The sequence below is a fragment of the Polynucleobacter sp. MWH-UH2A genome, from assembly GCF_018687195.1.
Taxonomy (GTDB): domain Bacteria; phylum Pseudomonadota; class Gammaproteobacteria; order Burkholderiales; family Burkholderiaceae; genus Polynucleobacter.
Genome location: NZ_CP061321.1, coordinates 231,728 through 254,962 on the forward strand (window position 1 = coordinate 231,728; position 23,235 = coordinate 254,962).

Genomic DNA, 23,235 nt, shown 5'->3' on the forward strand with positions numbered 1-23,235 from the left:
GTTGTATTGAATGAGTAAGGATTACGATTACCGCGCGATTGAAGCAGTTGCACAAGCAGATTGGGATGTTGCTAAAGCTTATAAAGTTGCAGAAAACACTGTCGGTGCAGACGGCAAGAAAAAACCGAAGTATTACGCGTGCTCAATGTTGCCTTATCCATCAGGCAAGTTACATATGGGTCACGTCCGTAATTACACGATTAATGATGTGATGGCTCGCCAGCTACGCATGCAAGGCTATAACGTCTTGATGCCGATGGGTTGGGATGCATTTGGAATGCCTGCAGAAAATGCGGCTATACAGAATAAAGTACCCCCGGCGAAATGGACCTACGACAACATCGCTTACATGAAAAAGCAGATGGCGGCGATGGGTCTAGCAATTGATTGGTCAAGGGAAGTTGCTACATGTAGTCCAGATTACTATCGTTGGAATCAATGGCTCTTCCTGAAAATGTTGGAAAAGGGTATTGCTTATCGCAAGACCCAGGTCGTGAATTGGGATCCCATCGATCAAACTGTTTTAGCAAACGAACAGGTTATTGATGGTCGCGGTTGGCGTTCTGGTGCTTTGGTTGAAAAGCGCGAGATTCCAGGTTATTACTTCAACATTACTGCTTATGCGGAGCAATTGCTTTCTGGTTTAGATGGTTTGGGTTGGCCTGAGCGTGTCAAAACCATGCAGCAAAACTGGATTGGTAAAAGTCGTGGCGTGCGTTTTGCTTTTAAGCATGAGATCGCGGATGCTCATGGCAAATTTATTCAAGATGGTTTGTTATATGTATTTACCACCCGTGCTGACACCATCATGGGGGTTACTTTCTGTGCAGTTGCTGCAGAGCATCCATTGGCTACTAAGGCGGCAGAAAATAATCCTGCCTTAGCCACATTCATCGAGAAGTGCAAAACCGGTAGTGTGATTGAAGCAGATCTTGCTACTCAAGAAAAAGAAGGTATGTTCACAGGCTTGTATGTGACACATCCATTAACGAATGAGCCTGTGCCGGTATGGGTTGGTAATTATGTCTTGATGTCTTATGGTGATGGTGCGGTGATGGGTGTGCCTGCGCACGATGAGCGTGATTTTGCTTTTGCTCTTAAATACGACTTACCCATTAAGCAAGTAATTGCATTAAAAGGCGAGTCGCCGATGTTTAATGCCACTCGTTGGGAGGATTGGTATGCCCAAAAAGAGGATGTGGTTTGCTTTAACAGTGGCAAATACGATGGCCTCTCGCACGATGAGGCAGTCAGCGCAGTAGCAAAAGATTTGAGTGAAATGGGTATTGGTGAAATTAAGACCACCTACCGATTGCGTGATTGGGGAATCTCTCGTCAACGTTACTGGGGTACGCCAATTCCGATTATTCATTGTGGCGATCAGCAGAACTCTGGTTGCGGCGCTGTTCCGGTTCCAGAGGCTGACTTGCCCGTCGTGTTGCCAGAAGATTGCGTTCCAGATGGCAGCGGTAATCCACTAAATAAGCGTGCCGATTTCTTAAACGTGAAGTGCCCGAAGTGTGGCAAGCCTGCACGACGTGAAACCGACACGATGGATACCTTTGTGGATTCCTCATGGTATTTCATGCGCTATACCGGACCGGACGCTAAGAGCATGGTTGATGAACGCAATGATTATTGGATGCCAATGGACCAGTACATTGGTGGCATTGAGCATGCGATTTTGCATTTGCTCTATGCGCGCTTTTGGACCAAGGTCATGCGTGATCTGAATTTAATTACCTTTAATGAGCCCTTCCAGAATCTCTTAACTCAGGGTATGGTTCTCAACGAAACCTATTACACCGAAGAAGCATCTGGTAAAAAAACCTGGCTCAACCCTTTGGATGTTGAGTTAGAGCTTGATGAAAAGGGTCGCCCACAAGGAGCCAAGCTTAAAGGCGAAGCTTCATCACCAGTCATGATTGGTGGCGTTGAGAAGATGTCCAAGAGTAAGAACAATGGCGTTGATCCTCAGGCTTTGATTGATCAATATGGTGCGGATACTGCTCGTTTATTCGTGATGTTTGCAGCCCCGCCAGAGCAACAGCTCGAGTGGTCGGGTGCTGGGGTCGATGGCGCTTCTCGTTTCTTGCGTCGTGTGTGGATGTACTCAAGCAGCCAAGCTGATGCGATTCGTGATGCGCAGGATGCGCTTCCAGGGAATTTGAGCGATGCCGATAAAGAGTTACGTCGCGAAGTGCACTCTATTTTGAAGCAGGCTAATTTTGATTATCAGCGTCGTCAATACAACACTGTTGTATCTGCTGCTATGAAGATGCTGAATGTACTTGAGCCAATTAAATTAGACCAAGGTGCTGCTATTAGTGCGCCAGTGCTGCGCGAGTCTCTTAGCATTCTGCTGCGCGTACTTTACCCTGTAGTACCCCACTTAACTCATGTTCTTTGGAAAGATCTGGGTTATGCCAATACGTTTGGAGCATTATTGGATGCCCCATGGCCGTTAGTTGATGAGTCTGCGCTTGTGCAAACAGAAATTACTTTGATGTTGCAAATTAATGGCAAGTTGCGTGGTGACATTAAGGTTCCAGCAGAGGCTAACAAAGAGCAAATTGAATCCATTGCCTTAGATAGTGAGCCTGCACAAAAAGCGCTTAATGGTGGAGCCCCAAAGAAGGTGATTGTGGTTCCGGGCCGTTTGGTCAATATCGTTGCATAGGTCTATAGAAAGCATACCCATGGTCACCAGCCCACTTCGTCGTGTATTGCTTGGTCTGATTGCTAGCGTCCCAGTCAGCGGCTTGGTAGCCTGCGGTTATCGTTTGCGTGGCATGGTGGATTTGCCATTTAAGGCGATTGCTATCACCGGAAATCCTTCGCCACCCTTGCGTGCTGATATTCAGACATCCATTTTGCAAGGCACAGATGCTAAGGTTGCGATTAGTCCAAAGGATGCCGATCTGATTCTGGAAATTACGAACGATATTAATGGCCGTGAAATCTTGGCTTACAACTCGGCCGGTCAGGTTTCTGCATATCGCTTAAATATCCGTGTCGGTTTTCGAGCGTTTGATAATTCTGGTGCGGAAATCATTCCGGATAGTGAGATCTACATGACTCGCGATATGGACTTCTCGAATACGACTGTTTTGGCAACCGATGTTCAGCAACAACAATTCTTATCATTGATGCGTAAGGATTTGGCTGTACAGATTTTGCGTCGCGTTTCTGCGGCCGCAAGAGCACCTAGAACCAAATCTTTTTAAAAGAAGACCCCAGAAAATCTAGACTCGCATGGTTAAAGTCGACGCCCTGCAAGCCCATCTCAAATCCTTGAGTTCTGGTGGAGCGATGCAACCGCTCTACATTTTTAGTGGCGATGAACCACTATTAATGATGGAAGCTATGGATCAATTGCGTATTGCCGCCAAGAAATTGGGCTTTACAGAGCGTGAAGTCTTATTGCAAGAGCGTGGCTTTGATTGGAGCACGTTACTTAGTGCAGGCCAAACAATGTCTTTGTTTGGTGATAAAAAATGGGTCGAGCTCCGCATCCCGACTGGTAAGCCTGGGCGCGATGGAGCGGATGCCTTAAAACAGTTTGCTGTGCAAATAGCATCGCAGTCCAATAGTTCTGAGGGGCCTGATACGGTAGTTTGTATCGTGCTACCTAGGTTAGATGGCAAAACCAAAACCTCAGCTTGGTTCAGTGCTTTAGATGAAGTGGGAATGGCGGTTCAGATTGATTCAATTGATCGTGCCAACCTACCAAGATGGATTGGTGCACGACTGAAAAAACAAAATCAAGAAGTCGAGGGCGGCCCAGAGGGTCAACGCGCCTTGGAATTTATTGCCGATCAGGTCGAGGGAAATCTAATTGCTGCTCATCAAGAGATCTTGAAGTTAGGATTGCTCTATCCCGCTGGGGCGCTTACGGAGGAGCAAGTTCGTTCTTCTATTCTTAAGGTGGCACGCTATAACGTATTTGAGTTAACTGAGGCGATGTTGGCAGGGGATTTGCCTAGATTAAATCGCATGTTAGATGGTTTAAAAGGTGAGGGCGAGCCTTTGGTATTGATTCTGTGGAGTGTAACCGAAGAGTTAAGGCTGCTATCGAAGTTAAAGGCTGCTGGCGATGCTGGAGAGTCTATTCAGCAACTCATGCGTGCCAATCGCATTTGGGGTAATAAGGAGCGCCTGTATCCTACGGCTTTAAGAAGAATTCAGCCCGTCAAATTACGTAGAGCGATGCAAGTGGCGGCAGGCCTGGATCGTCAAGTCAAGGGCTTATCAGCAGCAGAGCTGCCTGCAGACCCTTGGGATGGGCTGCGTCTAGTAGGAAACCTGCTGCGATAAGAATTGGTAGAGGAATTGGTAGAAAATAGCAAAGATGAGTACGGAAATTCAGAAAATGATGCAGGACATTGGTCAGCGAGCACGCAGTGCTTCGCGTGCTATGGCTCGCGCATCTAGTGAGCAAAAGAATCAAGCCTTGTTGCATATTGCAAAGTTAGTGCGTCAAAAGGCTGATGAGATTCAAAAGGTAAATGCAGTGGATGTTGAGCGGGCCAAAGCAAATGGTCAGGATGCTGCATTTGTAGATCGCCTCACTATGACGCCAAAGACTATTGAAACCATGGCTTTAGGTCTTGAGCAGATTGTTTCTTTGGAAGATCCGATTGGAAAAATTTCCGCTCTGAAAAAACAGGCTTCTGGAATCGAACTTGGTCAGATGAGAGTGCCATTAGGCGTGATCGGCATTATTTATGAATCACGTCCAAACGTCACGATTGATGCTGCGGCATTGTGTCTCAAATCAGGTAATGCAGTGATATTACGTGGTGGCTCGGAGGCAATTGATTCAAACACATTGTTGGCGCAAATCATTCAAGAGGGACTTGCTGCGGCAAATCTTCCTAAAGATGCGGTGCAGGTAGTGACCACCACCGATCGCAGCGCTGTGGGTGAAATGATCACCATGACGCAATACATTGATGTGATTGTTCCTCGCGGAGGAAAAAGCCTAATTGCACGTCTCATGGCGGAAGCCCGTGTTCCGATGATCAAGCATTTGGATGGTATTTGCCATACTTACATTGATGCAGATGCTGATTTGGCAATGGCAGTCAAGGTGTGTGACAACGCAAAGACACAACGCTATGCGCCTTGCAATGCCATGGAAACACTATTGGTCAATAAAGATATTGCTGCAAAGGTTTTGCCAGAGTTATGCAAAATTTATCAAGATAAGGGCGTGGAATTGCGTGTTGATGCTGCCACTCGCGCAACTTTGGAAGAGAATGGTTTTAAAAATTTAGTCGATGCACGCGAGGAAGACTGGCAAACTGAATACCTTGCTCCAATTTTGTCTATTAAGACAGTTGCCAATATCGATGAAGCAATGAATCATATTGAGCGCTATGGCAGTAAGCATACCGATGCGATTATTACGAATAACAAATCGAATGCAGATCGATTCTTGCGCGAAGTGGATAGCGCTAGCGTGATGGTCAATGCGAGTACGCGCTTTGCCGATGGTTTTGAATATGGCTTAGGCGCTGAAATTGGTATCTCCAATGACAAGTTGCATGCTCGTGGACCTGTTGGCTTGGATGGGCTTACTTCGTTGAAGTATGTTGTCTTGGGTCATGGTGAAATTCGTACTTAACCAATACATTAAAAGACCCAATTGATCATGACAAACGCATACCTTTGGGTAAAAACGCTGCACATTGTGTTTATTACCTCTTGGTTCGCTGGATTGTTTTATCTCCCCAGAATTTACGTCAATCTGGCGGATGAGAAAAATCCCGATGCCTATGCTCGTCTTTTAGGTATGGCTGACAGGCTTTATCGCTTTATGACCATCCTAGCTGTGCCAGCTATCTTGCTTGGGCTAACCCTTTGGCTAGGCTTTGGTATTGGCTCTGGTGATGTGTGGATGCATGCCAAGTTATTCTTTGTAATTCTGGTGATTGGTTACCACCATGCTTGCTTTAGTTTGCTAAAGAAGTTTCGGGCTGGTCTCAATACTAGATCTGGCGTTTGGTATCGCTGGTTCAACGAAGTTCCCGTGATTTTGTTATTTGTAATTGTGGCTTTGGTCATTTTTAAGCCTTAATTGATTATTGAATATTGCTCAACCAAGAAACTTATTCAAATTCTGACTTCCCCTTTTTAGACTGTTAGCCCAATGCGATTTTTTGTTGTTTGCCCAGGTGGCTTAGAGGTTCCGCTAGCGCAGGAGCTAGCGGAGATTGCTCAACGTCCAGACGCTAAAGCCTTGGGAACATGGGTTATTGACCCAACTCCAACTAGCCCTACGGGTGGCATTGGGCTTGCCGGACCACTCTCCGCTGCAATGGCCCTGAATCTGCATTCCAGAATTGCTAGTCGTGTCTTGTTGCAAATGGCACAAGCACCTTATCGACAAGAAGATGATCTTTATAAATTAGCCTCTGGTTTAGCTTGGGAAGATTGGTTTAGTTCAAAGCAAACGTTAAGAGTAGATATAACAGCTCATCGCTCGCCTCTTAAGAGTTTGAACTTCGCAACTCTTAAGATTAAAGACGCGATTGTTGATCGTTTACGAGACGTCACTGGCGATCGCCCTAATATCGATACTACGTTTCCGGACGTTCGTGTACAAGCGCATTTAACCGCAACCCATGTCACGATTTATTTAGATACTTCTGGTGAGGCCCTTTTCAAACGCGGTTGGCGTGATGAAAAAGGAGATGCCCCCTTAAAAGAAAATTTAGCTGCAGGTATTTTGACGATCATTGGCTGGAAGCCTGGACAGACTTTATTCGACCCCATGTGTGGCAGTGGAACCTTTTTAATTGAAGCGGCGCAAACGGCGCTGGCTATTCCTCCGGGAGGCATTCGGGCTGGTATGTATGGTGACGGTGCTAAGCCCAGTAAATTAGCTTATCGCCCCTTAGTGACTTCTGCAGATGGATTTGGTTTTCAGAGACTGAAGCCATTTAACGAAGCTGCTGAACAAAAGCACTGGGTGAGTCTAAAAGAGTCATCCTTAAACGAGATTCTGGAGAAGCGTAAACAATATCCAGATGCTCAGTCTTTAGGAATTAGCGGTAGCGATATTAATGAAAAGCTGGTTGCGATGTTTCGAGGCAATTGGCAAAGAGCGCAACTACCAGATCAACCACCAGTGCGGCAGGTCGACGCAATGGCAAGTAAGCCTCCAAGTAATGCGCAAAATGGCGTAATGTTATTGAACCCCCCTTATGGAGAGCGTTTGGTAATCAAAGGAGGTCGTGGTCAAGGTGCTAATTTGCGCGATATGAGCGATGACGGTGAACCAGAAAACCGTTTCGAACTGAACCTGGAAACGGGTCGACAAAGTACTAAACGATCGAGTCGGGAATCTCTTAAAAAGCTCCAAGCTCAGGAGGAGCAAGACCCTAAATTTGTCGAATTCTTACGTCAATTTGGACAACACCTCAAAGAGGCCTTTGGTGGCTGGAGCATCTTTGTGTTGACCGCTGATATGGCTTTGCCGGGCCAACTACGGATTAAAGAGTCTAAGCGCACTCCCTTATTTAACGGCCCTCTGGAGTGCCGACTATTTAAGTTTGAGATGCATCAAAAACGTACTGCAAGTTCACATACTGAGAGTGAATGAAGGGCTAATGCGTTTTAGAATGGAAGTATGTAATCGGCGCATCGCTTCAGTGCACGGCCAATATTGATATAAGCGGAGATAGTATTCATGGAATTCAAAACCTATATGTGTTTGATTTGTGGTTGGGTATACGACGAGGCTGCAGGTTTGCCAGATGAAGGTATTGCACCAGGCACGCTATGGAAAGATGTACCAATGAATTGGACATGCCCAGAGTGTGGTGCCCGCAAAGAAGATTTTGAGATGATGGCAATTTGATTATTTGCTACCTAATAACAAAGAAATTAAATAGATTGAGATCATAGTGAGTCAAAACGACGTCTTATTTGAACGCGCGCAGAAAACGATTCCTGGTGGCGTGAATTCTCCGGTGAGGGCATTTCGTCAAGTAGGCGGTACACCCCGTTTTGTAACTAAAGCTCAAGGCCCTTATTTTTGGGATGCCGATAACAAGCGTTACATCGATTTAATTATGTCCTGGGGGCCCATGATTGTTGGTCATGCAAACCCAGAAGTGGTTGAAGCTGTTCAAAAGGCGGCTACAACAAGCTTTAGCTATGGCGCACCTACTGAAGGCGAGATTGAGCTTGCTGAGCGTATCTGTGCACTGATGCCCAGTGTTGAGCAGGTTCGCATGGTTTCGAGCGGAACTGAGGCGACGATGAGTGCTTTACGTTTGGCTCGAGGCTTTACTGGGCGCGACTTAATCATTAAATTTGAGGGCTGCTATCACGGACATGCTGATAGCTTATTGGTAAAAGCAGGTTCAGGACTCTTAACTTTTGCGGACTCTACCCAGAACGCGCCATCTTCTGGTGGTGTACCCCAAGATCTAGTGAAGCACACTTTGGTATTGCCGTATAACGATGTTGCGGCAATTGAAGAAGTGTTTGCAAAGCAGGGTAATCAAATTGCGGCGGTCATTCTGGAGCCTATTGCTGGCAATATGAATTTGATTCAACCATCTAAAGAATTCTTAAGCGCTATTCGTAATTTGACTAGCAAGTTTGGTAGCGTATTAATTTACGATGAGGTCATGACTGGCTTTAGGGTTGCGCTTGGCGGCGCCCAATCATTGCAAGGCATTATGCCTGACTTGACCTGTCTTGGAAAAGTGATGGGTGGCGGTATGCCAATAGCTGCTTTTGGTGGCAAAAAAGAGATCATGTCGAAATTAGCCCCTTTGGGTAACGTTTATCAGGCTGGCACTTTATCCGGCAATCCTGTGGCCGTAGCCGCTGGTTTGAAAACGCTCGAGATTATTTCTAGAGCAGGTTTCTTTGAGTGCTTAACTGGCCAAACAAAAAAATTAATGACGGGTTTGAAGCAAGCAGCAGATAAAGCAAATATCCTGTTTTCAGTAGATAGTGTTGGTGGTATGTTTGGTTTCTATTTCGCTAAGGATGTGCCCACTTCATACGAAGCAGTTACAAAAACCAATATTGATACCTTCAAGAAATTCTTTCACCTCATGTTAGATGAAGGCATGTATTTAGCACCTTCAGCATATGAGGCTGGATTCACATCGATTGTGCATGACAATAATGTCGTTAATGCCATTATTACTGCAGCTGAGAAGTCGTTTCAAAAGCTAAAGTAATTTTTATTACATTCTGAGTGGATGATCATAGCCATCCACTTGAATGATCTCTGAGCGTTTCATGTCTTTATTGGAGTTAGAGATCTCCATGGCGGTAAGTTTTCCGCCCCATACGCAGCCAGTATCAAGACCCACAACATTGTTTTCTCGTAAGAGGCCTAGTGTTGACCAATGACCAAAGTAAATTACGGTATCTTGTGTTTTTCTCTTCGGGACTTTGAACCAAGGGATATAACCCTTGGGACCATCTTCTAAGCCTTCTTTACTTTCAAATTCCATTTTTCCACTAGGTTTACAAAAACGCATTCTGGTTAATGCATTCGTGATGACTCGCAAACGATCATAGCCCTTTAGGGAATTGCTCCATTTATTGGGGGTGTTGCCATACATATTCCCTAAGAAGTCTTTATAAGATTTACTGCGCAATACTTTCTCGACTTCCTGCGCGCATTCGATGGTTTGCTGTAAATCCCATTGCGGGAGCGCGCCAGCATGAACAGTGAGAACCTTGCCATTGCTCAGGGCCAGAGGACGTTTGCGGATCCAGTTTATGAGCTCTTTGCGGTCAGGCGCTTTTAGAATAGGCTCGACAGTATCTAGTCCACGAGTATTGCGAATACCAGCGTCTATTGCTAGCAAGTGAAGATCATGGTTGCCGAGAATGCATTCTGCTCGGCCAGACTCTTGCAAAACCTTGAGTTGGCGCAATGCTCCGAGAGAGTCGGGGCCGCGATTCACTAAATCTCCTAAAAAAATCATTTTTGAATTTTTGGGAAGCTTTTTAACAAGGGCTTTCAGTGAACGCGCACACCCTTGAATATCCCCTACAGCGTAAATTTTGCTCATGCTCTATCTTAAAGGGAACTTAAGTCACTTTTTTAACGACGTTATATCGAACTAAAGTCTTCTTACGTGCCTCATCATGATCAACTACTGGGTATGGATAGTCTCGCCCCAGAACAATGCCTGCAGATTCAAGTTCGATATGCCCCGCTTTCCAGGGGGCATGAATCGACTTCTTGGAGAGTTTCTCTAGTTGCGGCAGGTATCGTTTGATAAATTTCCCTTCCGAGTCAAATTTCTCGGACTGGGTAATGGGATTAAAGATTCTGAAATAGGGTTGAGCATCACAGCCTGAAGAGGATGCCCATTGCCAGCCACCGTTATTGGAAGAGAGCTCAAAATCATTGAGATGCTCAGCAAAATAGCGTTCACCCCATCTCCAGTCAATACCCAAATCTTTGGTCAGAAAGCTGGCCACAACCATACGTAATCGATTGTGCATATAGCCAGTCTGATTCAGTTGATGCATAGCGGCATCCACTAATGGATAGCCAGTTTTACCCTCGCACCAAGCATTGAATAGCTTTTTGGCATGAGCACCACTTTCCCAAACAATGTTGTCATAGTCTGGCTTAAACGAGACGCCCTCTGCTAAGCGTGGATGATTAGAGAGAATCATGAAATAAAAGTCACGCCATATCAGTTCGCTAAGCCAAATCGTAGCGCCCATGCTACCCGCAAGCATTCGACGATGCGCTTCACGCACTAGGCCGCGAATGGAGAGCATCCCAAAGCGCAGGTGTGTCGATAGGTAGCTGACGCCCTTGACGGCTGGGAAATCTCTACCAATCTGATATTGATCAATACGTGAGAGAAAGTCTTCTAAAAATAGTTGGCCTCCTTGAGATCCAGGTGGCAGATAGCTTTCAATGCCTGTGGAACAAAAGCCCATTGACTCTAAAGAGGGCATCGCTAGATCTAGTTTTTTAGGAGCCGGGGCAAATTGTCCTGGTTTGGGCTTGCATTCGTATGCAGCTAAATCTCTTTCTTGTAGCGTCTTAAGCCAATTATTTTTGTATGGTGTGAAGACTGAAAAGACGGTATTCGAATTGGTCAGAATTTCCTTTTTCTCAAAAATCACTTGGTCTTTGAAAGACTCAAATCGAATACCTGACTTTTCAAGTGAATCTTGGACTAATTCATCTCTACGAATCGCGGAGGGCTCATAGTCATGATTGGTGAATACGGCATCAACGCCGAGCTCTTTGGCGATTTGAGGAATGCATTCGGTTGGATTGCTAAAACGGACGATTAGTCCGCCACCAAGTTGTCTTAGTTCCTCGTCTATCTGCTTAATGCCCTGCCAGATAAAGTCAACACGGCGGTCATGTTTGAGACCTTTGGAATCAAGTTCACCTTGCAACAGGGGTTTCAGAATTTCAGTGTCAAAAATGAAGGTAAGCCAGACTTGCTTACAGTTCATGAGAGCATGGTGAAGTGCCGCATTGTCATACAGGCGGAGATCGCGTCGCAGCCAAACAAGTCCTTTATACATAGACCTTATATTAGGGCTAATTGATAAAAATTGTTGGAAGATGCCTATTTAAACGAGTTAAGATTTCAGGCAATGATGGATACGATCTTTTTTATTCTTTCGAAAGTGGTGCAGTTCTGCATAGAGCCCCTAAATTGGGTAATTCTTTTTATTATTTTTAGCCTGATTTTTCTGTTGCTTCGAAAAGCGGCGCTTTGCAAACGCTTCTTAGTATTAGCGCTATTGGATGTGTTGATAGTTGGCTGGTTACCTACTTCTGAGCTGGGTTTGAGGTATCTCGAGGAAATTATTCCCAAAACCACGCTAGTTGGACTTGCCGAAAATGATTTGGGTGGAATCATCATCTTAGGTGGCGCAATAGAGGGTGGTCAGATTGCTGTTGATCGGGGAGAGGTATCCATTTATTCCTCGGCAGAGCGCGTGACCAAAGCCTTTGAATTGATCAGAAAGTACCCGGACCTGCCATTCATATTTAGTGGTTACTCAGGTCGCATTAGTCCTAAGGGGGTCTCTGAAGCGGACGCTTTTAAACAGTTGATTCAAGAGCAGGGTCTTACTGAGCTAACAGACAAAACTGCGCATTATGAGAATCAGTCCCGAAATACCTACGAGAATGTTCTTTACATGAAGCCAATGATTGAAGAATTTGGCAAGAAGAACGAGTCTGGCACTTTGAAGCCATGGCTACTGGTTACTTCTGCCAGTCACACGTATCGCTCTGCCAAGATTTTTGAAAAGCAGGCTATTGCCATCATTCCGGTGCCAGTCGATTATCAGACAGCAGCAAGTCTTCGCTGGGTTGAATTTGATTTAGTCGATGGCGCCCAAAATTGGAATAAGTTAGTTCATGAGTTCGTTGGACTTTTTGCCTATTGGATTGCTGGAAAAATCTAGATATTCGGTAAAATAGACCTATATGACAACGGCCAAAAACGCCCCACATGATTCAGATCCTGGGTCTTGGGTATCTTATTCGGCCGATCATCTGGCAAACCAATTCTTAATTGCCATGCCAGGCATGGCGGATCCTAATTTTGCCAATTCTGTTGTTTACTTATTTGAACATAATGAGCGCGGCGCAATGGGCTTGGTAGTGAATAAGCCCACTGAGGTGGATTTAGCTACCCTGTTTGACAAGATAGAACTGAAACTCGAAATTGCACCATTGCTTGAGCAGCCTGTTTATTTTGGTGGGCCTGTTCAAATTGAGCGTGGTTTTGTCCTTCATGAATCCAATCCCCATCTCTCCTATAGCTCTTCCTTAATTATTCCCGGGGGTTTGACAATGACGACCTCTAAAGATGTGCTTGAGGCAGTGGCTATAGGCAATGGCCCTAGAAATTTCCTGATGACATTAGGTTACGCGGGCTGGAGCGCTGGTCAGCTTGAAGAGGAAATCACCTTAAACGGTTGGATGAATGTGCCTTTATCGCGAGAACAAATGATGGAAATCATTTTTGATACTCCATCTAGCAGGCGGTATGAGAAAACGATGAGTCATCTCGGCTTTGATTTATCTTCCCTATCTGGTGAAGCAGGGCATGCCTGAGATGTCTGATTCATTAATCAATAAATCCATTACGGTAATGGCTTTTGATTATGGAACGCGTCGCGTGGGTGTCGCAGTCGGAAATTCAGTAAGGCAATCTGGCCAAGCCTTAAAAACAATTGCTGCACCAAATTTAGACGCTTTGTTTGCGGAAATTCAGGCGCTAATAAAAGAATGGCAGCCCGATCGATTGGTGGTTGGACGCCCCTTACATCCTGATGGCACAGAACATGAGATGACTGCTAAAGCCATCCGTTTTGGCAATCAGCTGCATGGTCGCCTCAATTTGCCGGTAGTTTGGGTGGATGAGCGTTATTCTTCAGCGGTTTTAGAGGCTGACGCGAAGATGCGGGACAATCTAGATGCGCACTCTGCTGCCCTCATTTTGGAGCAGTATTTTGCGAAACAATAATTGCTAGAAATCGAGAAGTGTTGGAACGAATAATGAACGCTGAATTGATGTACGAAAAGTTGCTTGAAGCTGTTAAAAAAAGAGCGCAACAGGGCTCGTTTGAACTGGCTGGACTGGCAATGGGCGGCGCTTGGATTGCGGAGCGTTTAGCTAAGGACTTGGGTATGCCTCATTATGGGGTCATCAATGTGGCTTTTCATCGAGATGACTATGCAGAAAAAGGGATGACTGCATTACGTACGGCTAGTACGATGACGACCCATCTTCCTTTCGAAGTAAATGGCGCCAATATCATCTTGATTGATGACGTCTTATTTACTGGTAGAACAGTGCGCGCCGCCTTAAATGAATTGTTTGATTTTGGTAGGCCGGCACAAGTGGAATTAATGGTGCTTGCTGATCGCGGTCATCGTGAGCTACCTGTAGCAGCGAACTTTGTGGGAGAGCAAGTACAAGTGCCTGATAGCCATATATTGGTTTTAGAAAAAGATTCCGCTGGAAAATTCAGTTTTCAGCTTGAGGAGCGTGAATAATGAGCGTCAATAATCTTGTAAATCAATTTAATTCTGCTGGTGAGTTGACGCACCTTTTAACTTTGGAGGGTTTGCCTAAAGAGCAGATTCTGCATATTTTGGATACGGCTCAACAGTTTGTAAGTGTGACCGATCCTTCTCGTGAAGTAAAAAAAGTACCACTGTTAAGGGGTAAAAGCGTTTTCAATCTTTTCTTTGAGAACTCGACGCGCACCAGAACTACTTTTGAGATTGCAGCAAAGCGCCTTTCTGCTGATGTTATTAATTTAGATATTTCTACTTCATCTACTGCAAAGGGTGAAAGTCTTTTAGATACCATTGACAATCTTGTGGCGATGCAAGCGGATATCTTTGTTGTGCGCCATAGCGTTTCAAGAGCGCCAATTGAAATTGCCAATCATGTTCCTGCTCATGTTCATGTTGTGAATGCTGGCGATGGTAGTCATCAGCACCCCACCCAGGGCTTGCTCGATATGTACACCATGCGCCACTTCAAACAGAATTTCAAAGGCTTAAAAGTGGCAATAGTTGGAGACATAGTGCACAGCCGTGTAGCTAAATCTAACATTCATGCCCTTACCACTTTGGGGTGTGAAGACATTCGCGCAATCGGTCCGGAGGGTTTGCTTCCAAGTGACCTTGACATGCTCGGCGTCAAAGTATTCCATAGCATGGAAGAGGGTCTTAAGGGTGTTGATGTGGTAATGACTTTACGCATCCAGAAAGAGCGGATGGAAGCAGGTCAAGTGCCTGAAGGTGATGCTTTCTTCAAACAATATGGCCTCACACCATCACGTTTAGCGCTTGCTAAGTCTGATGCAATTGTGATGCATCCCGGCCCCATGAATCGTGGTGTCGAAATTGACTCGGCAGTGGCAGATGGCCCTCAGTCAGTGATCTTGAATCAAGTTACGTTTGGTATTGCAGTGCGCATGGCTGTGATGTCAATTGTTGCTGGAAATAATTAAATAAATGGAATTCTGGTGAGCGTAGAAATTCCAAAAGTTCTCAAAAAAAAGCGTTGGTTAATTATTTCCCATGCTTTCAATATGGATGGTCGCGCAGCTAGCTTAACCATCACCGATAAGATTCCTTATTTTCTTGAAGCTGGTGTTAAGCCAATTGTCTTTAGCGCTATTACTGGTCTAAAAGATAGTCGTTTTCCGCATAAGCAATTTTTAGCGTGGGGCCCCGCAGCATTTCGATTCGACTTTCGACATTGGGTAGCCAATCAATATGGTCGCGGATTGTTCTATAAGTTTGTGACGGGAGCGGTTTCAATTCTCCTAGCCCCTTTTATTGCCATTGAGAAGCTATTGTTGGGGTATTCCAGTCAGTGGTCTTGGGCCTTACCAGCCTTTGTACGGGGGTATTTTCTGATCCGCGCAGGCAAAGTTGATGTTATTTACTCAATCGGTAGCGCCTGGTCTGCCCATTTGGCTGGAGTATGGTTAAAGCGTGCAACGGGCTTGCCTTTAATTTCTGAGGTGCATGATCCACTGGTGATTCGCAAAAGTCCTTCGGACCAAGGTTTTGAAGAGCCCAAAAATCGTGATGCTCGATTTCGCCATTACTTAGAAAGTCAACTCTGCAAATATTCAGATTATATATGGTGGTTTACAAAAGGTGCGCTTCACTACGCTAAAGTCAGAAACCCGAATTTGAATACCCCAAATAATGCACTTGGATTTGTAGTGATACCCGGCGCCAATCCTCCGGGAGAAATACAAGGAATTTCAGAGCATCATTATGGGCAATTTCTGAATTTATGCCATTTTGGTTCGTTGGCAAATGACCGCTCTCTTTCTACCATTTTAAAAGCGGCATATCAGTTATTCAAACAGTATCCTGAAGCAAGACAATGTCTCCGAGTAAACGCTTACGGTGCTCCCCTAGATACTTTATCTATAACAGCAATTAATCAGTATGGTTTTGCTGATGTGCTGGTTGCTCATGGTCGACTAGAGCGCGATCCCGTGACTGGAAAATCTGGCCGTGAACGCGTTGCTCAAAAGATGCAAGAGGCAGATATATTGATATTGCTGCATGGTAATGATGAATGGTGTGCAGAGTACATTCCATCAAAATTCTATGACTATTTATGGTCAGGCAGACCAATATGGGGAATCACCCACCGAAATCCTCAGCTTGATCAAATGCTTTTAGAGCGCAGATCGTATCTAAGTGCCGATGGGGATGATGCAGGAATTGCCATGGCTCTTGAACGAATTTGGTTCGATTGGCAGCAAAAACAGCTTTTACAACCCGTTTGGAACCCTATTGGGGTTGATCAGGCGGTTAGCAGTATTCTTTCGCATATTGCTCAATAAAAGGCTACGTTTTGAAAGACCTTGTTCTTTATTGCAAATCCTACCGTAAAGATTTCTTGCGCTTAAGGCGCCTGCTTCGCTCGATCGAGCAATTTAATGTCGACAACATTCTTTTTTATATTTCTACGCCTAACGTAGATAAGGAATTGCTTGTTGAGTTAATTGGGGATGATGGATATCTGTGGATATCTGACGAAGCTATTATTCAGGCTAATCCAAATGTGCCAAATGGTATTGCAGACGACAAATCCGGTAGCCTAACTCAGCAGATTATTAAGTCTGAGTTTTGGCGCCTCGGGTTATGTGAGAACTACGTATGCTTAGATTCAGACTGCATCTTTATCAAGGATTTTTTTAAGTCTGACTTTTTGGCGTCTGATGGGAATCCATATACCGTCATTTATCAAAATAAAGAGTATTTTCAGTTGGCTATTGATCGAGGATTTACGAGAGCTCCCGCGGAATTGATTGCTGAGGGCAATAGAGTTAGGCAAGTATTTAAGCGTCAGGGGCCTAATTACTATTGCCCTTGCCCTCCATTTATTTGGTCTGCTAAGGTTTGGATGTCGCTTGATGAACGCTTTCTGAAACCCAGGGGGCTTACATTTTGGGATGTATGTACACCAAAACATCCTGAAACACTCCTCTATTTAGAGGCTTTATTAAATTTCAAAGCCATTCCCCTGCACCCGATTGAACAACTATTTCGAATTTACTACTACGACTGGCATTACTATTTACTTCATAGGGTTGGTGAAAATATAAATAAGATCAAAGAAAATTATCTAGGTGTCATTTATCAGTCTAGCTGGGATTTAGCCCTTGATTATGGGGTTAGTCAAAAATCGATCTTTTCCAGAACTTTAAAAAAATTGAAACGCTTCGGTCGTTACTTGCAAAGTTTTATCTAATGATGAATTTGCCCTTAATTAGCGTGCTAATGCCCGCTTATAACTCCGAACTATACATTGCCGAGGCTATACAGAGCATCCTCAATCAAACTTATCAAAATATTGAGTTGATCATTTTTGATGACGGCTCTAAGGACAAGACTCGTCAAGTAATCGAGGGTTTTACAGATTCGCGCATTGTAAAAATTTTTTCTGATCAGAATTTTGGGGTAGTCAGAGCTCGCAATGACATGATCAATAAGGCGCGGGGAAAATATATTGCCCTAATGGATGCAGACGATATCGCAGATCGTTTTCGTCTAGAAAAGCAGCTCCGCCCATTGGAAGCTGGTAAATGCGATTTGTGCGGAAGCGCTCAGTGGGTTTTAGACGAGACTTCTGGAAAAATTAAAAAATCTAAAGATAAATTTTCGGATGCAGATTTGCGTGCACTTTTATCCGTATATTGTGGGCTTTGTAATTCCGCAATGATGGGAAAAGCTGAAATATTTAAACGATTTAAATACGACACGACCATCTTAACTTCAGAGGATTACTATCTATGGGTTCAGATGGCAGCCGCAGGGTATCGTTTCCTGAATTTAAAAGAGCGTCTCATCACATATCGTCGATATCCAGCCCAAACCAGCTCTGTTCACCTGGATAAATTTAAATTAACCACAATTGAAGTGCAAAAACGGTATCTGGATTTATTAGGTATTTCAACAGAGCTCTATCCGCATCCGTTGCCTTGGTTTCGTAGGTTCGGGATTGCCACAAAGACATTGTTGGCCTTAAATAATAAATTTCCTGGAATTTCTCTACGTGCAAATGCTGAAATTTATGCACGTTTTCAATATCGAAGAAGTGGATTTTGGACGCCGTTGACACGCTTAGAGCGTTATATTGCTGCGCTTTGGGCAACACTCTCCCAGGAAGGACTCTTAATGCATTGCTGGAGGTGATACTGAATCGCGTCTAAATTAAGCGTAGTTTGCAAATCAGACACTTCAATTAGGTTGGTTGCCCCTCGATAAGAGTGCCACATGGTTGGCATAATCTTCGCGTGCTTCCCAAGCATCCCCGCTAAATGGCTCATGCCGCTTTTGGAGCCAATCAGAATATCTGCATTCAGTAAGTGGTGAAATGTGCTTTTGAAGTCGCTGTCAATGTTTTCATGTACTTCAAGCGGAAAATTTCGAAAGTGCTCTTTCCAAGAGAACGGGGCACCGTTCTCGGAATAGTATTGCCCATTTTTACCTTCGCTGAAAATATGAATGGCTATTGGTTTGTTCATAGAGCGTTGGACTACATCAATTATGTTTAGATACCACGAATCTGGCAACATTCTTGAAGATAGGTCTGAAAATTGCCGACCAGGAAGTAGATCGCCCCTTCTTATGTGTACAGCAACATTCAATTTGCTCGGGTCAAATGTAAGTGCAATTGGATAAACATCTCTTGCCTTGTTGTAAGCATCTAAAAACCACTCGCGTGTTGCCGCATATTCGTAATCTCCGAAACGATTATTGCGAATCCTAAAAGCAATATTGGGCTCAGGGTGACTTTGAATGAATTGGTCTATTGCTTTGTAAATTTCTCCATCATCCTGATAGTTTGAGGGAATGTGAATTTCAAATATTGGAATATCAATCACACGAATGTTGCCGTGTTGAATACTTTTTTCAATTTCTTCGCGGCTAGGTAGCAAAGCACTGGGGTTTAAAAGCTCATTAAGATTATTGCCAATGTTGTGCGTTTCATCAGGACGCTTTCCTCGCATTCGCCGCAAATATTGTTTTAAGTTCCACTTAAATGATTTGTCATGAGATTTGCTCAGCTGGCTTTCAGAATAAGCGAATTCTAGTTGGTTACGGTTGGCAATTTTTAATGCTCGATTAATGATTCCCATGGAATGACCAATGCCAGCATCGGGATTGTCGTAGTCAAGAATATAGCGATTAGCCATGACCAATATCACTGAGAACCTTATCAACAATAGTTGATACATAAGTGCTGGTATCAAATTGCATAGCTTTTGCACTTAGAAGAAATTGTTGAATATTATTTTGGTATTGCGTGTATTCGGTTTCTTCAATGCTAAGTAAGTAACGATGTACTTCCTCAGTATTTTTAAAGTTTCTCCTATCAATGAAGCACGAGCTTGGAATGTGGTCATTAATAGTGTGAGATCCCCAGTAGACTGGCACACACCCGCCAAAAAAACAATCAAAAATTTTCTCGCTAATATAGTCCGGAAGATTGGCTACATTTTCGTAACAATATGCAAATTTTGATTGGCGATAAATGAGTTCTTTATCGATCACCTCGCCAAGATAACTTGGAAAAGGCTTGTATCCAAAAAGTTGCGTCGCTAAACGTTTAAAACGTCGCGTTAATTTATCTGAAGCCTTGAATGCGGGCTCAGGCTTCCCCCACCCTAAGCCATAGAGCGAGAAGTAAAGTGGGGCATTTTGTTCATACCAGCGAATAACCTCAATCCGTTCTTTATAGAGATCATTTTCAAGTCCTTTAGGGAAGGCTTTATTGGCGTTAATAATGCAGGAAAATATTGATCTCTCATCGTATGAGGGAGTATTTTCACTTCGAATTTGATTTGGAATAAATACATGGGAGACATTGGGTAATTCCGAAAAATTTGTATTCCAAGTAAATACTCCCTCAAACTCGCGAAAATAAGCCTTATTTTGATTAAGCGGGCAGATATAGGGATTTTCAGTGGCAATCAGGTATTTGGGCCCAGAAATTTGATCGATAGGCTGACCGTCATGCAAAATACTAAAAGTAATATTACGGTCGAGATTGACATCGGGATTATTTAACTCAATTCCACGTTTTAAAAACTCAGACCTAAGTAATCTATTGGTATAAGTGGGGTTGTAGGTATGATGTCGATCAATCTCTTCAAAAGAAGCATTTTTTACTCTATCTAGTTGATAGTAATTGGCAAATAACATTTGATATGACTCTATTTACTTCTCATAAGAATAAGCGCAAGGCAATTGCCGAATCTAAAATTCTGCTGGCTGGACCCATTAGAAATGTAGCGCATACGATTCAAAATGAAGTGGAAACTCTAGTTAAAAGCCTTGGAAATTTCAAGGAAATACATTGTTTCGTTGTTGAAAGTGATTCTAGCGATAATACCGCGAAAAAATTAGAAGAACTACAAAGCGTTATCAAAAACTTTTCTTTTGTTAGCGTGGGAAATTTGAGTAATAACTATCCAAGAAGAACTGATCGTATTGCCCTGTGCAGAAATATCATTATCGATGCGGTTGCCTTAAATCCACAATTTGTAGATATTGATTACATCGCTATGGCTGACCTAGATGGCATGAATGCCTTAGTCACGCCAGAAAAAGTTGAGCAATGCTGGGAAGTGGATGAGCCATGGGATGTTATTACCGCAAATCAATTGGGTGAATATTACGATATATGGGGGCTTAGTCACCCCTACTGGAATCCGATGGATTGTTGGGAACAAAAGCGGCAGTTAGAAAATATTTTGGGTAACGATATGGCTCAAAATATTGCTGTTGGCTGCAAGCAGACCCCAATAGACCCGCGCGCAGATCTGATAGAGGTAGATTCTGCATTTGGGGGGCTGGGAATCTATAAGCGAGAAGCTTTTCTAGCCGGCAGATATGCTGGGACAGATGATCAGGCGGGTGGCATTGATGTGGCTGATCATATCCCCTTTCATCGCGATCTCAGAAGCAAGGGTTATCGCATCTTTATTAATCCCGCATTGATTAATTGCGATAAGACGCCAGGTGGAGCAGTGGAGGAAATTGTTCTGCCGAAGCCAAGGGGCGCGTTAAAATTGGTGAGAAATTTTGGCATCATGCTGTTCGGAAAAAATCGTTTCAATAAATATCTTGAAATTCTCCAAACGCCTTAATATTCGGTGTAAACATCGAAAGATAAAACCATGATTTTAGTAACCGGTGGCGCAGGATTTATTGGGGCAAATTTTGTTTTGGATTGGCTATCTTCACCAAGCGCTGAAGATGTAGTGAATCTAGACAAATTAACTTACGCGGGAAATATCGCAAATTTACAATCTCTGCAAAAAGATTCTAGGCATGTATTCGTGCACGGTGATGTTGGTGACAGAGCTCTTGTTGCTAAATTGCTGGCTGAGTATCACCCACGCGCAATTGTGAACTTTGCTGCCGAGAGTCATGTTGACCGATCAATTCATGGCTCCTCAGAATTTATCCAAACCAATATTGTAGGAACCTTCAATTTATTAGAGTGTGCTCGTGAATATTGGGGCTCTCTTGAGGTAGGGCAAAAAGAGCAGTTTCGTTTTCATCATGTTTCGACAGATGAAGTCTATGGTTCTCTATCTTCCTCGGATCCCGCCTTTAAGGAGATCAATCCATATAAGCCTAATAGCCCATACTCAGCATCTAAGGCTGCTTCGGATCATCTGGTACGCGCTTGGTTTCATACATATGGATTCCCTGTAATCACCACTAATTGCTCGAATAACTACGGCTCTTATCACTTCCCGGAAAAGTTAATACCCTTAGTTATTCTGAATGCGCTCAACAATAAGCCATTACCCATTTACGGTGATGGGCAGCAGATTCGTGATTGGCTCTATGTTGGCGATCATTGTGCAGCAATTCGAGAGGTATTGGCCAATGGTCGGCTAGGAGAAACCTATAACATTGGTGGCTGGAACGAAAAAGCGAATATTGATGTAGTTAAAACCATCTGCAATATTCTGGATGAGCTTAAACCCCGTGTGGATAAAAAATCTTTTGCAGAGCAGATTACTTTTGTTAAGGATAGGCCTGGTCACGATCGGCGCTATGCTATTGATGCAAGTAAGATTGAAAAAGAGTTGGGGTGGCGCCCTGCCGAGACTTTTGACACTGGTATTCGGAAAACGGTTCAGTGGTATTTGAATAATTCAGAATGGGTTGAAGGTGTGACTACCGGCTCATATCGTGACTGGCTCGATAAGCAGTACCGTAATTAATCACTATTTTCTAATGAATATTCTGGTTTTTGGTAAAGATGGTCAACTGGGCAAGGCTTTCCAAGAGCAATTTCAGAATTCTTTGAGTGGATCAGAAAATAATCTCAGATTTGTTGGGCGTTCCGAATGTGATTTAAGCGAACCCAGTCAAATTGTCAATTTATTAAATTCTTTCGAGCCTAATTTAATTATTAACGCTGCTGCTTACACTTCGGTAGATAAAGCCGAAATTGAGAGTGATTTAGCTTTTGCAATTAATGCATCCGCTCCTGAAATCATGGCTAAGTATGCTGTACAGCATGGTTCGACTTTGCTCCATTTTTCAACAGATTATGTATTTGATGGATTAAAGCAAGGCGCATATACAGAAATAGATAGCCCTAACCCCTTGGGCATTTATGGCAGATCAAAGGAAGCAGGCGAGAAAGCTATCCTGAGTACCTTTGCAAAGAGTGCCGTAGGCCAATACGCCATTCTGAGGACAGGCTGGGTTTATGGCGACGGCAGTAACTTCATCAGAACAATATTGAGATTAGCAAAAGATCGGTCAGCTCTGCGGGTTATTGGTGACCAGTATGGTGTTCCCACAAGCGCAGTATGGCTGGCAAAGGTAGCTATGCATTTGGTTTTAGATGAAACTAACCAAAGAAAATTTAATTCTGGTATTTATCATGCCGTCCCGCAGGGAGAGGCTAATTGGTATGACCTAGCTTGCTTGGCAACTCAAGTGGCAAAAGATGCTGGACTATCTTTACAGGCAAGCCCTGGAAGCATTGCGCCGATTCCAGCCTCAGAGTATCCTTTGCCGGCTCCAAGGCCAATGAATTCTCGTCTATCTAGAGTAAAGCTTCAAGCTGAGCTAGAACGCCTGGGTCTTATGTCAAAATTACCCCATTGGTATCAACAGTGGGATGAGCAAGTAAGTGCATACGTCAAAAACTTATCACGTATTTGACA

23 protein-coding genes are annotated in these 23,235 nt (G+C 43.9%); 19 read left to right on the forward strand and 4 right to left on the reverse strand.

Features of this window, described 5'->3' with window-relative positions:
- Window positions 1-10: 10 nt before the first annotated feature.
- From leuS to hemL, 8 genes are all read left to right on the forward strand, one after another.
- Complete coding sequence (leuS, locus tag IC571_RS01240) at window positions 11-2,680, forward strand: leucine--tRNA ligase (protein WP_215316955.1); 2,670 nt, start codon at window positions 11-13, stop codon at window positions 2,678-2,680.
- Between the two features lie 19 nt (window positions 2,681-2,699).
- A complete protein-coding gene (lptE, locus tag IC571_RS01245; protein WP_215316957.1) occupies window positions 2,700-3,227 on the forward strand; it encodes an LPS assembly lipoprotein LptE in 528 nt (175 codons plus the stop codon).
- Between the two features lie 28 nt (window positions 3,228-3,255).
- Window positions 3,256-4,317 carry a DNA polymerase III subunit delta gene (holA, locus tag IC571_RS01250; RefSeq protein WP_215316959.1) on the forward strand — a complete coding sequence of 354 codons (1,062 nt, stop codon included), beginning with the start codon at window positions 3,256-3,258 and terminating at the stop codon, window positions 4,315-4,317.
- A gap of 34 nt (window positions 4,318-4,351) precedes the next feature.
- Window positions 4,352-5,629 (forward strand): glutamate-5-semialdehyde dehydrogenase, encoded by a 1,278-nt coding sequence (locus tag IC571_RS01255; protein WP_215316961.1) that lies wholly within the window; start codon window positions 4,352-4,354, stop codon window positions 5,627-5,629.
- A 27-nt stretch (window positions 5,630-5,656) separates the two neighbouring features.
- Window positions 5,657-6,082: a CopD family protein gene (locus IC571_RS01260; RefSeq protein ID WP_215316963.1), complete on the forward strand. Its 426-nt coding sequence runs from the start codon at window positions 5,657-5,659 to the stop codon at window positions 6,080-6,082.
- Window positions 6,083-6,154: 72 nt separating this feature from the next.
- The gene (locus tag IC571_RS01265) at window positions 6,155-7,609 is read left to right on the forward strand and encodes a class I SAM-dependent RNA methyltransferase (RefSeq protein ID WP_215316965.1); all 1,455 of its coding nucleotides are present in this window, start codon (window positions 6,155-6,157) and stop codon (window positions 7,607-7,609) included.
- Window positions 7,610-7,696: 87 nt separating this feature from the next.
- Entirely contained in the window at window positions 7,697-7,867 is a 171-nt protein-coding gene (locus tag IC571_RS01270) for a rubredoxin (protein ID WP_071464595.1), read from the forward strand.
- A 46-nt stretch (window positions 7,868-7,913) separates the two neighbouring features.
- On the forward strand, window positions 7,914-9,209 hold the full coding sequence (gene hemL / locus IC571_RS01275; RefSeq protein WP_215316966.1) for a glutamate-1-semialdehyde 2,1-aminomutase: 1,296 nt from the start codon (window positions 7,914-7,916) through the stop codon (window positions 9,207-9,209).
- Window positions 9,210-9,215: 6 nt separating this feature from the next.
- On the opposite strand, the gene IC571_RS01280 is transcribed toward hemL, so the two are convergent.
- Together IC571_RS01280 and IC571_RS01285 are read right to left on the reverse strand one after the other, a co-directional pair.
- A complete protein-coding gene (locus IC571_RS01280; RefSeq protein WP_215316968.1) occupies window positions 9,216-10,055 on the reverse strand; it encodes a symmetrical bis(5'-nucleosyl)-tetraphosphatase in 840 nt (279 codons plus the stop codon).
- Between the two features lie 19 nt (window positions 10,056-10,074).
- The gene (locus IC571_RS01285) at window positions 10,075-11,547 is read right to left on the reverse strand and encodes a deoxyribodipyrimidine photo-lyase (protein WP_215316970.1); all 1,473 of its coding nucleotides are present in this window, start codon (window positions 11,545-11,547) and stop codon (window positions 10,075-10,077) included.
- A gap of 174 nt (window positions 11,548-11,721) precedes the next feature.
- Between IC571_RS01285 and IC571_RS01290 the strand changes: the two genes are divergently transcribed.
- From IC571_RS01290 to IC571_RS01325, 8 genes are all read left to right on the forward strand, one after another.
- Entirely contained in the window at window positions 11,722-12,441 is a 720-nt protein-coding gene (locus IC571_RS01290) for a YdcF family protein (protein WP_251373454.1), read from the forward strand.
- 115 nt (window positions 12,442-12,556) lie between these two features.
- Window positions 12,557-13,096: a YqgE/AlgH family protein gene (locus IC571_RS01295; RefSeq protein WP_251373530.1), complete on the forward strand. Its 540-nt coding sequence runs from the start codon at window positions 12,557-12,559 to the stop codon at window positions 13,094-13,096.
- 1 nt (window position 13,097) lies between these two features.
- Complete coding sequence (ruvX, locus tag IC571_RS01300; RefSeq protein WP_215316973.1) at window positions 13,098-13,508, forward strand: Holliday junction resolvase RuvX; 411 nt, start codon at window positions 13,098-13,100, stop codon at window positions 13,506-13,508.
- A 32-nt stretch (window positions 13,509-13,540) separates the two neighbouring features.
- Window positions 13,541-14,041 carry a bifunctional pyr operon transcriptional regulator/uracil phosphoribosyltransferase PyrR gene (gene pyrR, locus IC571_RS01305; RefSeq protein WP_215316975.1) on the forward strand — a complete coding sequence of 167 codons (501 nt, stop codon included), beginning with the start codon at window positions 13,541-13,543 and terminating at the stop codon, window positions 14,039-14,041.
- Entirely contained in the window at window positions 14,041-15,009 is a 969-nt protein-coding gene (locus IC571_RS01310; protein ID WP_215316976.1) for an aspartate carbamoyltransferase catalytic subunit, read from the forward strand. Before pyrR ends, IC571_RS01310 begins: the two co-directional genes overlap by 1 nt.
- 15 nt (window positions 15,010-15,024) lie before the next feature.
- The gene (locus IC571_RS01315; protein ID WP_251373456.1) at window positions 15,025-16,371 is read left to right on the forward strand and encodes a hypothetical protein; all 1,347 of its coding nucleotides are present in this window, start codon (window positions 15,025-15,027) and stop codon (window positions 16,369-16,371) included.
- A gap of 11 nt (window positions 16,372-16,382) precedes the next feature.
- Window positions 16,383-17,282 (forward strand): DUF6492 family protein, encoded by a 900-nt coding sequence (locus IC571_RS01320; protein ID WP_215316978.1) that lies wholly within the window; start codon window positions 16,383-16,385, stop codon window positions 17,280-17,282.
- A complete protein-coding gene (locus IC571_RS01325) occupies window positions 17,282-18,226 on the forward strand; it encodes a glycosyltransferase family 2 protein (protein ID WP_215316980.1) in 945 nt (314 codons plus the stop codon). Before IC571_RS01320 ends, IC571_RS01325 begins: the two co-directional genes overlap by 1 nt.
- On the opposite strand, the gene IC571_RS01330 is transcribed toward IC571_RS01325, so the two are convergent.
- On the reverse strand, window positions 18,163-19,230 hold the full coding sequence (locus IC571_RS01330) for a hypothetical protein (protein ID WP_215316982.1): 1,068 nt from the start codon (window positions 19,228-19,230) through the stop codon (window positions 18,163-18,165). The two genes, IC571_RS01325 and IC571_RS01330, sit on opposite strands and share 64 nt — an antisense overlap.
- Window positions 19,223-20,239, reverse strand: coding sequence for a glycosyltransferase family 10 domain-containing protein (locus IC571_RS01335; protein WP_215316984.1), 1,017 nt, complete (start codon window positions 20,237-20,239; stop codon window positions 19,223-19,225). The genes IC571_RS01330 and IC571_RS01335 overlap by 8 nt, the downstream gene beginning before the upstream one ends.
- 5 nt (window positions 20,240-20,244) lie before the next feature.
- On the opposite strand from IC571_RS01335, the gene IC571_RS01340 reads away from it, so the two are divergent.
- From IC571_RS01340 to rfbD, 3 genes are read left to right on the forward strand one after another with little or no spacing between them, the layout of a single operon-like run.
- Window positions 20,245-21,186, forward strand: a complete 942-nt coding sequence (locus IC571_RS01340) for a hypothetical protein (RefSeq protein WP_215316986.1) — start codon at window positions 20,245-20,247, stop codon at window positions 21,184-21,186.
- Window positions 21,187-21,216: 30 nt separating this feature from the next.
- Window positions 21,217-22,278, forward strand: a complete 1,062-nt coding sequence (rfbB, locus tag IC571_RS01345) for a dTDP-glucose 4,6-dehydratase (protein ID WP_215316988.1) — start codon at window positions 21,217-21,219, stop codon at window positions 22,276-22,278.
- Between the two features lie 13 nt (window positions 22,279-22,291).
- A complete protein-coding gene (gene rfbD, locus IC571_RS01350; protein ID WP_215316990.1) occupies window positions 22,292-23,233 on the forward strand; it encodes a dTDP-4-dehydrorhamnose reductase in 942 nt (313 codons plus the stop codon).
- Window positions 23,234-23,235: the final 2 nt, after the last annotated feature.